The sequence below is a fragment of the Candidatus Thermoplasmatota archaeon genome (assembly GCA_035540375.1).
In the GTDB taxonomy this organism is placed as follows: domain Archaea; phylum Thermoplasmatota; class SW-10-69-26; order JACQPN01; family JAJPHT01; genus DATLGO01.
Window position 1 is genome coordinate 1 of the sequence record DATLGO010000046.1, and the last position, 13,390, is coordinate 13,390.

Here is a 13,390-nt window from a genome sequence, read left to right on the forward strand (position 1 = left end):
GAGCTTCCCGGCCTCATGCTGCCGCGCGACCCGCTCGGGGCCGCCGCGGCCGAGGCCGGCGGCGGCCCCGAGCGGGTCGCGCGGCAGCATGAGGCCGGGAAGCTCACGGCGCGCGAGCGCTTGGACCGCTTCCTCGACCCGGGGAGCTTCCTCGAGGTGGACCCCTTCGTCGTGAGCCAGGGCACGAGCCGCGGCCTGCCGTTCGAGGCCGCGCCCGGCGACGGCCTGGTCGCCGGGTTCGGGAACGTGCTCGGGCGGCCCGTCGCGGTGCTGGCCCAGGACTTCACCGTCCTCGGCGGCAGCATGGGCGCTGCGCAAGGGCGCAAGGTCTGCAAGGTCCTCGATCATGCCTTGACCACGGGCGTGCCCGTCGTCTCCTTCAACGACTCGGGCGGCGCGCGCATCCAGGAAGGCATCGCGAGCCTCGGCGCGTACGGCGACATCTTCATGCGCAACGTGAACGCGAGCGGCGTCGTCCCGCAGATCAGCGTCATCGCCGGCCCCTGCGCCGGCGGCGCCGTCTACTCGCCCGCGCTCACCGACTTCGTGGTCGCGATCCGGGGCACGGGGCACCTCTTCGTCACGGGCCCCGACGTCGTGAAGACGGTCACGCACGAGGTCACCACCGCGAACGACCTCGGCGGCGCGGACGTGCATGCCGAGCGTAGCGGCGTCGCGACGATCGCGGTCGACAACGAGGAGGCCGCGCTCGACTTCGTGACGCGGCTCCTCTCGTATCTGCCGAGCAACAACCTGGAGGCCCCGCCCGCGCGCGCGCCGCCCGCGGGCGTGCCGCTGCGCGACGACTCGCTCAACACGGCCGTCCCGGAAGATGCGCAGAAGTCGTACGACGTGCGCGCGATCATCGAGCGCCTCGTGGACCCGGCCTCGTTCCTCGAGCTGCAGCCCGCCTACGCGCAGAACCTCGTCATCGGCTTCGCGCGCATCGAGGGCCGCGTCGTGGGCCTCGTCGCGAACCAGCCCCGCGTCCTCGCGGGCGTCCTCGACGTGACCGCGAGCGAGAAGGGCGCGCGCTTCATCCGCTTCTGCGACGCGTTCAACATCCCGCTCGTGACGCTCGTCGACGTGCCCGGCTACCTCCCGGGCACGAGCCAGGAGCACGACGGCATCATCCGCCGCGGCGCGAAGCTCCTCTACGCGTACTGCGAAGCGACGGTGCCGAAGATCACCGTCATCCTCCGGAAAGCCTACGGCGGCGCGTACATCGTCATGGGGTCGAAGCACCTCGGCGCGGACGTCAACCTCGCGTGGCCCTCCGCGGAAGTCGCGGTGCTCGGCGAAGGCGGCGCCGTGAACATCCTTTACCGGCGCGAGCTCGCGAAGGCGCAGGACGCCGAAGCGACCCGCGCCCGCCTCGAAGCCGAATACCGCGAGCGCTTCCGCAACCCGTGGTTCGCCGCGGAGATCGGCTACGTGGACGACGTCATCGAACCCGCCCTCACGCGCGCGCACCTCGCGCGCCACCTCGCCCGCCTCGCGACCAAGCGGCAGAACCGTGCGCCGCGAAAGCACGGAAACATCCCCCTCTAAGGTGTCACCATGCAGGACCTCGCCAACAAGCGCTACATCGTCTTCGGCGTCGCCGCCGACTCGAGCATCGCGTGGGCCATCGCCCGCGACCTCGCCGACCGCGGCGCGCTCGTCACCCTCGCGTACCAGAAGCGGTTCCTCAGCCGCGTGAAGGAGCTCGTCAAGGACCAGAAGTTCGTCGAGCAATGGGAGGAGTGCGACGTCGCGAACGACGCGAGCGTCGCGACGTTCTTCTCGAAGCTCACGGGCCAGTACGACGGCGTCGTGCACGCGGTCGCGTTCGCGCCCGCCGAGGCGCTCGGCCGCCCCATCGTCGAGACCTCGGAGGAGGACTTCTCGAAGGCCCTCGTCGTCTCGTCGTACAGCCTCCTGCGCGTCGCGCGCCACGCGCTCCCCAAGCTCGCCCCCGACGCGAGCTTCGTGACGCTCACGTACCTCGGCGCCGAGCGCGTCGTCCCCGGCTACCGCGTGATGGGCACCGCGAAGGCGGCGCTCGAATCCATCGTGCGCGAGCTCGCCGCCTCCATCGGCCCGCTCGGCCACCGCGTGAACGCGATCTCCGCGGGCCCGATCAAGACGCTCGCCGCAAGCGGCGTCCCGGGCTTCGACATGATCCTCGACTGGATGGCCGCGAACACGCCGCTTCGCCGCAACGTCACGCAAGCCGACGTCGCGCGCACGACGAGCTTCCTCCTCTCGAACGAGGCCGCGGGCATCACGGGCCAGGTCATCTACGTGGACGCGGGCTACTCCGCGGTCGGCGCGCCGCCCGACCTCCAGCGCGTCCTCGTGGAGCCGGCCACGTCGCCCCCGGAGGGTCCGCAGTGACCGCCGCCCCGACCGCGCCGACGAGCGCGCCCGGCGCCGCCGCGTTTGCCGGCTGGCCGGCGCGCCTCCCGATCCTCGCCCTTGCGCCCCCCGGAGGCGCCGCCTTCGCGCGCGCCGCCCACGCGGCGGGCGCGCTCCCGCTCTTCGACGCCACGACGGATCCCGCGTGGCGCGAGACCGCGCGCGGGCTCCCCGCGTACGCGCTCCGCGTCGCCGAACCCGTCGGCGATCTCCCCGCCGAAGCGCGGCTCCTCGTCGCCGCCGCGGGCGCGCCCCTCGCGCCGCTCGCCGCCGCCGGTCGCCCCGTCCTCGTCGAAATCGCCGACGCGGCCCAAGCCCCCCGCGACGCGCTCGCGTACGTCGCGCGCGGCGCGCACGGCCGCGCCACCGTCGACCTCGTACGCGCCCTCGCCGCGACGGGCCGGCCCGTCGTCGCGTGGGGCGGCCTCGACCGCGCCGCGCTCGCCCTCGCGCGCGAAGCCGGCGCGCGCGGCTTCGTCCTCGCGGAAAGCCTGTGGGCGCTCCCCGAGGCGGGCTTCGCGGACGCCGCGAAGGCCGCCCTCGCGCGCGCCCGCACCGGCGACCGCGTCGCCCTCGCCCCGAACGCCGCCGTCGCGGTCGGCCCCGACGCGCCTCTGGCCGCGTTCGTCGCCCGCCGATCCGGCCACCTCGAGCGCGCCCTCGCCGACGCGCTCGCCGACGCCGCCGCGACCCCCCCGCCCCAGGCGCCGCCCGCAAAACCCGTTTCCGCTCCCGCCTCGAGCCCGATCGCGCGCGAGGCGCCCGCCACGGCCGCGCCACCCGCAGCCGCGCCCCCGACCGCGGACCCGCTCGCCGAGCCCATCGCCATCGTCGGCCTGGGCGCCGTCCTTCCGAAGGCGCCCGATGTCGCGACCTACTGGAGCAATGTCCTTGGCAATGTGGACGCGATCCGGGAGGTTCCCCATGAGCGCTGGAACCCGGCGCTCTTCCACCATCCCGATCCGAAGGTTCCAGACAAGACCTACGCGAAGATCGGCGGCTTCGTCGACACGATCCCCTTCGACCCGATGCGCTTCCGCATCCCGCCCGCGGTCGCCTCGAGCCTCGACGACGTCCAGAAGATGGTGCTCGTCGCCGCGAGCCAGGCGTTCGCGGACGCGGGCCTCGACAAGAAGACGTTCGACCGCGAGCGCGTCGCGGTCATCATCGGGAACAGCATGGGCGGCGAGATGCGCGACGCCTACGCGCGGCGCGTCTACTTCCCCGAATTCGCCGAGGCCGTGCGCGCGACGCCCGGCTTCGCCGAGCTGCCGGAAGCGAAGCAGCGCGAGATATTGGGAACGGCCGAACGCGCGATGAAGTCGCGCCTCGCGCCCATCACGGAGGACTCGATGCCGGGCGAGCTCGCGAACGTCATCGCCGGTCGCGTCGCGAACGCGTTCGATCTCGGCGGCAAGAATTGCACGACCGACGCGGCTTGCGCGTCTTCGCTCGCCGCCGTCGACCTCGCCGTGAAAGGTCTGCGGGACGGAGAATGCGACATCGCGATCGCGGGCGGCGCGGACCGCAGCATGGATCCCGCGACATACGCGAAGTTCTCGAAGATCGGCGCGCTCTCGCCCGACGGCTCGCGGCCGTTCGACGAGCGCGCGAACGGCTTCGTCATGGGCGAAGGCGCCGGCATCCTCGTGCTCAAGCGCCTCTCGGACGCGCGCCGCGACGGCGACCGCGTGTACGCGATCATCCGCGGCATCGGCTCGTCGAGCGACGGCAAGGGCAAGGGCATCACGGCGCCCAATCCGAAGGGCCAGGAGCTCGCGGTGCGCCGCGCGCTCGCCGCCGCCAGGGTCGAGCCGGCGACCATCGGTCTCGTCGAGGCGCACGGCACGGGCACGCCCGTGGGCGACGTCGTCGAGGTCGAGACGCTCGCGAAGGTGTTCGCCGAGGCGAAGCTCCCGCAAGGCGCGGTCGCGCTCGGGAGCGTCAAGAGCCAGATCGGCCACCTTAAAGCCGCGGCCGGCGCCGCAAGCCTCATCAAGACCGCGCTCGCGCTCGCGAACCGCACGCTCCCGCCGACGCTCCACGTCGCGAAGCCGAACCCGAAGATCGCGTGGAGCGCGACGCCGTTCCGCATGCTCGCGAAGCCCGAGCCGTGGGCCGCGCCCGCCAATTCCCCGCGCCGCGCCGCGGTGAGCGCGTTCGGTTTCGGCGGCACGAACTACCATGTCATCCTCGAAGAGGACGGTCCCGCGGCCGCGCCGGTCGCGGCCGCCCGCGCCGCCGCTTCCAACGCGGTCGCCACGCCCGCCGCCGCGCCCCTCCCGGCGCTTACGGCCGGCCCGACCGCTTTCGCGGACGTGGCGCTCTTCTGCGGCCCCACCGTCGAGGCCGCCGTCCAGGCGCTGGCCGACGGCGCGCCGCGCCTCGCCGCCGCGAAGGACGTGCCCGCGTTTGCCGCCGCGACGCGGCGCCTCGCGAACCCGCGCGCGAACGCGCGCCTCGTCGTCTCCCTTCCCGCCGCCAAGGCCGAGGCCGCCGAGCGCCTCGCGGCCGTCCTCGCGCTCGCGAAGGATCCGGCCAAGCGCGCGGCGCTTCCGACCAAAGGCGCACATCTCGGCGAAGGCCCCCTCGCGGGCAAGCTCGCCCTCGTCTTCCCCGGCCAGGGAAGCCAGTACGCGAACATGGGCCGCGACCTCGCCGCCCGCTTCCCCATCGTCGCCGAGACGTTCGCGGAAGCCGATCGCGTCCTCGCGCCATTCATCGGCGGCAAGCTCACCGAGTTCGTCTTCGCCGACCCCAAGGACCCGGCCGCGGTCGCGCGCGCCGAGGAGCGCCTCCGGCAGACCGAGATCACGCAGCCCGCCGTCCTCGCGCTCGACGTCGCGCTCCACCGCCTCCTCGCGTCCTGGGGCGTCAAGCCCTCGCTCGTCGCGGGCCACAGCCTCGGCGAATACGCGGCGCTCGTCGTCGCGAACGTCCTCACCTTCGAGGACGCGCTCAAGGCCGTGAGCGCGCGCGGCGCCGAGATGGCCAACGTGAAGGTCCCCGACAAGGGCCGCATGGCGAGCGTCATGGCGCCGGCCGAAGCCGTCGAGAAGGCGCTCGTCGAGGCGCGCAAGGCGGGTTACGTCGTCGCGGCGAACCTCAACAGCCCCAACCAAACGGTTATCGCCGGCTCGACCGCGGGCGCGGAAGCCGCCGTCGCGATTCTCGAGCGCGCGGGCGTCCAGGTCCAGTGGCTGAACGTCAGCGCCGCGTTCCACACGGAGATCGTACGCCCCGCGGCCGAGCCGCTCGGGCGCGTCCTCAAGGGCCTCCGCGTCGGCCCGCCCACGATCCCCGTCGTCGCGAACGTCACCGCGGACTACTATCCGACCGACGTGCCCGCGATCATCGCGCTCCTCTCGGATCAGGTCGCCTCGCCCGTGCGCTGGCGCGAGAGCGTCGAACGCATGCACGCGGAGGGCGTCCGCACGTTCGTCGAGGTCGGCCCCAAGCGCGCGCTCGCGGGCCTCATCGAGGACACGCTGCGCGGCCGCGACGCGGTCGCGCTCGCGACGAACCACCCGAAGCGCGGCGACGCGCCGAGCCTCTTCGACGCGGTCGCGAAGCTCCTCGCCCTCGGCTACGACCTCGCGATCCCTGGACCCGCGCCCGAAGCGCCCGTCGCCGCCATCGCGACGCCCGCGCGCGCCGCCCCCGCGCCGACGCACACGCCCGTCGCTTCGACGCCGCGTGCGAGCGTTCCCGCGCCCTCGGCCCCTCTGGCCGTCGCGCCGCCCGCCGGCGCCACCGCGGGGCTCGCCGAGGCCGCGGCCCTCGCCGCCGCCGATGCGGTGCGCGGCGCCCTCGCGCCCGTCGCCGCGAAGCTCGCGGAGAGCGAGCGCCTCGGCTTCGTCGCCGAGCCCATCGTGATCACGGGCGCGGCGCTCGGCCTTCCCGGCCAGAGCCGCCGCGTCTTCGACGACGCGAACGTGGACCGCATCCTCGCAGGCGAGAACCGCATCGAGCGCCTCGCGCCCGCCGACGCGGACCGATTCCTCGAGCGCAACATCGTGCGCCTCGTCAAGGGCGAAGGTGAGCCCGTCTTCGAGCGCATCCGCGGCGCGGACGAAACGGTCCGCCTCGCCGGCCGCGCCGGTTCGCTCGACCTTTCGCACTACGCGATCGATGCGAAGCACGCGGAAACGTGGGACGTCACGACGCGCCTCGCCATCGCCGCGGGCCTCGAAGCCCTCGCCGACGCGCGCATCCCCCTCGTGCGCGAGGAGACCTTGACATCGGCCGGCCGCGTGCTCAAGGGACGCTGGGTCCTGCCCGAGCGCTGCCGCGACGAGACGGGCGTCATCTTCGCGAGCGCCTTCCCGGGCTACGACGCCTTCGCGCGCGAGATCGCGCGCTTCCACGACGGCCGCGCGGCCGCGGTCGCCGCCGACGTCGCCGCGGCCATCCCGCACGTCGCGGACCCCGAGGCGCGTCGCCGGCTCGCGGCCTTCGTCGCCGAGAACGCGCGCGAGCCCTACGTCTTCGACCGCAAGCTCCTCTTCCGCATCCTCGCGTTCGCTCACGCGGAGCTCGCGGAGCTCGTCCGCGCGAAGGGCCCGAACGCGCAGGTCAACGCCGCGTGCGCCTCCACGACGGTCGCGCTCGCGATGGCCGAGGACTGGATCCGCACGGGCCGCTGCCGCCGCGTCCTCGTCGTCGGCGCCGACGACGTGACGTCGCCCGCGCTCCTGCCGTGGATCGGGTCCGGCTTCCTCGCCTCGGGCGCCGCGACCGCCGCGGCCTCGGTCGAGGACGGCGCGCTGCCGTTCGACCGCCGGCGCCACGGCATGATCCTCGGCATGGGCGCCTCGGCCCTCGTCGTCGAGACGGCGTCCGCCGCCCGCGAGCGCGGCGTGATACCCGTCGCGCGGCTCGTCGCGACGCGCGTCGCGAACTCCGCCTACCACGGGTCGCGTCTCGACGTCGATCACATCGCGCGCGAGATGGCAACGCTCCTCGGCCGCGTGGAAACCGCCACGGGCCGCGCGCCGCGCGACCTCGCGAAGGACCTCGTTTTCCTCAGCCACGAGACGTACACGCCGGCCCGCGGCGGCTCGGCGAGCGCCGAGGCCGCGGCCCTGCGCGCCGCGTTCGCGGACCGCGCGGGCGACGTCGTCATCGCGAACACGAAAGGCTTCACCGGACACCCGATGGGCGCCGGCATCGAGGACGTCGTCGCCGTGAAGGCGCTTCAGCACGGACGCGTGCCGCCGATCGCGAACCTGCGCGAGGTCGACCCCGAGTTCGCGGGCCTCACGTTCTCCGCGGGCGGCGCGCACGAGCGCCGCTTCGCGCTCCGGCTCGCGGCGGGATTCGGCAGCCAGCTCGCGCTCGCGGTCTTCGAGCGCCTCGCCGTCGGCGAGGCCCGCATCGAAAACGAGGCGACGCACGCGGCGTGGCTCGCGGAAGCCGCGGGCGGCCGGCGCCACAGGCTCGCGAAGGAAGGGCGCATTCTGCGACTCGAGGTCGAGGACGGCCCGGTCGCCGCTCCGGGGGCGAAACCGCCCACCCCCGTTCCGGTCCCGGTTCAGGGGCCCGTCCGATCCGCTCCCGCGTCCGCGACCGCCGCCGCGAGTCCGGCCGCTTCGCGCGTAGACGTGCTTGCGCGCGTCCGCGCCCTCGTCGCCGAGCGCACGGGATACCCGGTCGACGTTCTCGACGAGACGGCCGACATGGAGGCGGACCTCGGCATCGACACGGTGAAGCAGGCCGAGATCTTCGGCGCCCTGCGCGAAGCCTACGCGGTGCCCCGCGAGGATGGCGTGCGCATCAAGGACTACCCGACGCTCGGACACGTCGCGGACTACATCGCGAAGCGTGTCGGCTCCCACGGCGCCGCGGCACCCGCGTCTCCAGCGCCGCCTCCCCCGGCGGCCCCGGCTGTCGCCGCGCTTCAGGCTCCCGCATCCTCTCCGTCGGCCCCTCCTGCGGAAACCCCGCTTCCCACGCCGGTCCCGGCGAACGCGGGCGACGCGCTCGCGGCCGTCCGCGCCGCGATCGCCGCCCGCACGGGGTACCCGGTCGACGTCCTCGACGCGGACGCGGACCTCGAAGCGGACCTCGGCATCGACACGGTCAAGCAGGCCGAGATCTTCGCCGAGATCCGCGAAGCCTTCGGCATCCCCCGCGTCGAGGGCCTCCGGATCAAGGACTATGCGACGATCGCGAAGATCGCCGGATTCGTCGAGGCCCAGCGAGCCGCGGCCACCGCTCACGCGCCGACGATCGAGAACGCCGTTCCGACGGCCGCAGCGAACGCGCCTGCGCCCGCCGCCGCGCTGCGGCGCCGCGCGGTCCGCTGGACGCCCATCCCCGAAGGCGCCCCGCGCGCGATCCCCGCGCCCGCCTACGTGATCGCGCCGGCGGAGACGAAGGCCGCGCTCGAGCGCGCGCTCGTCGCGCGGGGGATAGCCGTCGCGACGTCGCTCAAGGCCGCGCGGTCCATCTTCGCCTCGCCGCCCGCGACGCCTGAGGGCCTCCTCGAGATCGTCCGCGCCGTGCGCGCGCCGGAAGGCGCCGCGCTCGACGGCCTTGTCGCGCTCCACGCGACGCCCGGGCCGCGCTCCGGCGCCATCCTCGGCTTCGCGAAGGCGCTCGCGCGCGAGCGCCCGAGATCGACCGTCCTCGGGCTCGTCTCCGCCGCAGCCACCGACCTTCTCGACGAAGCCGCGCGCGAGGGCCCCGTCGAGCGCCGCCGCGGCCCCGCGGGGCGCGAAACGGCCATCCTCGTCGACGAGGCGCCGTCGCCCGATCCCGCCTCCATCGCCGCCGGGGACGTCGTGCTCCTCACGGGCGGCGCGACCGGCATCACCGCCGCCTGCGCCATCGGTCTTGCGCGCGCGAAGCCGGGCCTGCGCTTCGTCCTCTCGGGCCGGACGACGCTTCCCGACGACGCCGACGCGCTCGCGCGCCGCACCGAGGCCGACTGGAACGCCGCGCGCGAACGCGCCCGCGCCGAGCTCACCGCGCGCGGCGAGCGCGCGACGCCCGTCGCCGTCGAGCGCGCCCTCGCGCCCGCGCGCCGTGCAGCGGAAGCCGCGCGCACGCTCGCCGCGCTCCGGGACGCCGGGGCGGCCGACGCTAGCTACGTCCGCGGTGACGTCGCCTCGCGCGACGATGTGCAGTCGCTTGTCGCCGAAGCCTCCGCGCTTGGCCGTCTCGCGCTCGTCGTGCACGGCGCGGGCACGGAGGAGAGCAAGCTCCTCGAGGACAAGAGCGACGAGGCCTTCCTCCGCGTCTTCGTGCCGAAGGCCATGGGCGCGCTCCACCTCGTCGTGGCGCTCGAGGCGCGCGCGCCCGAAGCCGGCCTCCTTTGTTTCGGCAGCATCGCGGGCCGCTTCGGGAACGCGGGCCAAGTGGATTATTCGGCCGCGAACGCGCTCCTCGCTTCTCTCGCGGAAACGCGACCCGCGACCCGCGTCGTCGACTGGACGGCCTGGGGCGAGACGGGCATGGCGACGCGCGGAAGCACGCTCACGGTGCTCGCGAGCGTCGGCGTCGAGCCCATCTCGACCGAGGAAGGGGTCGCCGCGTTCGTGGCCGAGGCCTTCTCGATGCGGCGCGGACCGAGCGAGGTCGTGGTGTCCCGCGCCCTCGGCGCGCTTGAAGCGTCCGCGCCCGCTGCGGCGCCAACGGCGTCATCGACCTGGCGCCTCGAGGCGGCCGCGTCCTTCCTGGCCGACCACCGCATCGACGGCACGCCGGTGCTCCCGGGCGTCATGACGCTCGAACGCTTCGCGATTGAAACGCGCGCCGCCTCGGGCGCCGCCGTCAGCGTCGCGGAGAACGTGGCGTGGCGCTATCCCGTGAAGCTCCTGCGGGACCAGCCGGTCGAGGCGCGCGTCTCGCTCGCTCCGAACGGCGGCGGGTTCGCGGCTTCGCTCGAGACGACGCCCGCCGCGCCCAAGGGCGCGACGCCGGCGCCGCGGCGGCATGCGGACGCGACGCTCGCGACGGGCGTCCGGCCGAAGGCCGCGCCCGGGACCCTCGCCGCGCCCGAGGGCGGGTGGAGCGCCGGGCCCGCCGCGCTCTATGGTCCGCTCATGTTCCACGGCCCGAGCTTCCAGGTCATCGCGCGCGTGACGGGCCTCCGCTTCGACAGCCTCGCGGCCGCGCTGCGGCCGGGCCGCGAGACGGGCGAGACGGATCCTCTCGCGATCGAAGCCGCGCTCCAGGCCGCGGGTCTCTGGTCCCTCGCGGTTCGCGGCGAGATGGGCCTCCCGCGCGCCGCGGCCCGCATCACGTGGCACGAGGCCGGCCCCGCGACGCGCGTGGTCGTGAAGGCCCTCGGCCCTTCGCCCGCGAACGATGGCCACCGCTTCGACGCGGAGTTGATCGACGACGGGGGCCGCGTCGCCATCCGGATCGAGGGACTCGACCTCGTCACGGTCGGCGCGAACGCGGGCGCGCTCGCCGAGGCGGATCCCTTGGGCGCGGAGCGCCTCGAGGTCGGCGGGGCGTCCGTCTTCCGACTCCCCATCCTCGACGACGCCGAAGTCGCGGGCGCAAGCGCGATCCTGTCTGCGCGCGAGCAGGCCGCGCTTGACGCGCTTGACATCCCGAAGCGCCGGCGCGACTGGCTTTCCGCGACGCTGGCCGCGAAGGCGGCCGCGCGGGCCGCCCTCGGTCGACCGCTTGCGTGGACCTCGATCGAGATCCTTCCGGACCCCGCAGGCGGCCGCCGCGTCGAGGCTCCCGCCGAAGCCGGTGCGTGCTTCGTCACGATCAGCCACGCGCCCGGCTGGGCCGCCGCCTGCGCTTGGACGGACGCCACCGCGCGGTTCGGTCTCGACGTCGAGAAGACGGAGACCCGCAGAGCGTCGTGGCTCGAGGAGGCGTTCACGCCGGCCGAGCGCGCGCGCTTCGGCGCGGATCCGGTGAAGGCCACGCGCGCATGGTGCGTGAAGGAGGCTTTCACGAAGGTGATCGGCACCGGCCTCAAGGCGGACCTCCACGCGGTCGCCGTAGGACTCTCGAACGACGGCGCGACGGTCGACGTCGGAGACGCGCTCAAGCCGGCTTGGTCCGAACTCGGGTTCGAGAGGCTCGATGTCGCGTGCGCGTCGTGGGGCGATCACGAGGTCGCGCTCGCGAAGGCTGCCAAGCGCCCGTCGCGCGCGTGAACGCAGCCGTCGAACGCGTCACGTCCCGCCGGTCTTGCCCATGCGCTGGACGGCTTCGTCGAGCGTGATGCGGCCCATCGCGACGCTGCGCGCGAGGCGGCGCGAGATGGTGAGCCGACCGTAGGAAGCGAGGCGGCTCTTGCGCTGGATGTCGCGCAGCTCGCCGTCGCTCGGCTCGCTGAGCGGCACATCCTGGACCGTGATGGCCATGCCTTTCGCGAGCGCGATGGCCGCGGCGGCGACCGTGTCCCGCTCCGCGCTCGTGCGGTACGACGATGGGGTCGAGGACGTCTCGTCCACCATCTCGAGCGGTACCTCGAGGCGGAGGAGGGAATGGATGATGCGGTTGCGCAGGGTCGGCGCGCCGTGTCCGATGCGCACGAGGTAGCGCTCCGCCACGAGCGTCGAGAGCGCTTTCGCGACGCCTTCGATCACGGCTTCGGGCGATCGCGCCTGATAGGAATCGAGGACACGCCCGTCGCCGAGGACCGCGACCCCGGGGCGTTCGCCGGGGTCGATGCCGATGACGATGCGCGCGTACTCGCGCTTGCCGGACAGGAGTCGGATCGCCGCGGCGAGCGTCTCCTCCGGAGTCGTGTAGGAGACGACCTCAGGGAAGTTGATATCGGCGGCCTCGCCGTCGGAGGTCACGATGACGCCGACGCTCGCGGGCACTTCTTCGCCATCCACGAGGGACAGGAAGGGCACGCCGCGTTCCCGGAAGACGCGGACCATCTCGTAGTAGACGTCGAAATCCGAAGTCTGGAGACCGATGTGCTTCAGGGGCGCAGTCGCCCCCGGGGGGACGCAGGGCTCACGGCTTGCTCCAATCCCATAGGCGACCGGCCTGGGAGATAAGGGTTTCTTCACAAACGCCGAGGGCGCCCTGAGCGGGCGAGGAGGCGGCGAGCCGCCGGGCCCGGGGAACGAGACTCGCGGGGGCCCTTTTCGCGACGCCATTTCCACTTCGCAACCCCCAAATACCTCCCGTCTCCCTGTCCGAGCGGGATGCACACATGCCGATGCTGAGAGACGACGGTCCGCCCGTCTCCATGTCAACGATCCAGGAGGCGCGCCAGTCCCTCCCGGTCGAGTACGGCTACAAGATCGTCGACGAGAACGGTCGCCGCGTCCTGCTCGTCCGCACGCCGCGACCCAAGCCTGATTATCTTCACGAGCTCGCCGAGGTCGCGCTCTACGTGAGCCTCGATGAGATCAAGGATCTGAAGGACATCGTCCTCATCGGGACGGAGAAGGCGACGCGCCTCGAGCCGCGGATCCTCCGCGACCACATCCGCGACCAGATGTCCCAGGACGGCGAGATCGCCTCGGAGATGGCGAAGCGCCTCGACCGCAACTACGCCTACACGATCATCCGCGCGCCGCGCGCCGCGACGCACGTCGCGCTCGCGATCCGGATCCCCCGCGCCTCGGTCTCGCAGATCACGCCCGACGACGTGAAGCAGATCCGGCAGGTCCTCGCGCCCGTCTTCGACGGCCGCATCAAGGACTGCCAGCTCGCCTTCATCATCGCGGATCAAAACTTCGAGCGACTCGGGCGCCGCGTCTTCGTCGACCTGGTCGCGCCCGACCTCGCGCCCGCGGTCGCTCCGGCCGCGCCGGCCGTCACGATCGAGCTTCCGGGGCGCGCGGTCCAGGCTGCGCCCGCGCCCGTCCCGACGCCGTCCATCGCCGCGCGCCTCGGGGCCGCCCCCGCGGCCCCGCCGCATCCCGTCGCCTCCGACGTCATCGTGGCGCCCTCCACGCCCCAGGGCGTCGGCGCCGCCTGGACGCCCGGCAGCGTGCCGCCGCCCGTCGCGCCGCCGCCGAAGCCCGCGATGACGTCCGTCTCGAGCGACGAC

At 73.9% G+C, this 13,390-nt stretch carries 5 protein-coding genes; 4 read left to right on the top strand and 1 reads right to left on the bottom strand.

Going from position 1 to position 13,390, the window contains the following annotated elements; all coding sequences use genetic code 11:
- Positions 1-15: 15 nt before the first annotated feature.
- From VM889_05100 to VM889_05110, 3 genes are read left to right on the top strand one after another with little or no spacing between them, the layout of a single operon-like run.
- Complete coding sequence (locus VM889_05100) at positions 16-1,551, top strand: acyl-CoA carboxylase subunit beta (protein HVL47914.1); 1,536 nt, start codon at positions 16-18, stop codon at positions 1,549-1,551.
- Positions 1,552-1,560: 9 nt separating this feature from the next.
- The gene (locus VM889_05105; protein HVL47915.1) at positions 1,561-2,379 is read left to right on the top strand and encodes an enoyl-ACP reductase; all 819 of its coding nucleotides are present in this window, start codon (positions 1,561-1,563) and stop codon (positions 2,377-2,379) included.
- Positions 2,376-11,528, top strand: coding sequence for an SDR family NAD(P)-dependent oxidoreductase (locus VM889_05110; GenBank protein ID HVL47916.1), 9,153 nt, complete (start codon positions 2,376-2,378; stop codon positions 11,526-11,528). Before VM889_05105 ends, VM889_05110 begins: the two co-directional genes overlap by 4 nt.
- Positions 11,529-11,546: 18 nt before the next feature.
- On the opposite strand, the gene VM889_05115 is transcribed toward VM889_05110, so the two are convergent.
- The gene (locus VM889_05115; GenBank protein ID HVL47917.1) at positions 11,547-12,236 is read right to left on the bottom strand and encodes a hypothetical protein; all 690 of its coding nucleotides are present in this window, start codon (positions 12,234-12,236) and stop codon (positions 11,547-11,549) included.
- 344 nt (positions 12,237-12,580) lie between these two features.
- Between VM889_05115 and VM889_05120 the strand changes: the two genes are divergently transcribed.
- A partial coding sequence (locus VM889_05120) for a hypothetical protein (GenBank protein ID HVL47918.1) occupies positions 12,581-13,390 on the top strand: 810 nt, incomplete at its 3' end.

Coding starts and splice junctions, on each gene's coding strand:
- VM889_05100 (HVL47914.1), top strand. CDS start 16: ATGCTGCCGCGCGACCCGCTCGGGGCCGCCGCGGCCGAGGCCGGCGGC.
- VM889_05105 (HVL47915.1), top strand. CDS start 1,561: ATGCAGGACCTCGCCAACAAGCGCTACATCGTCTTCGGCGTCGCCGCC.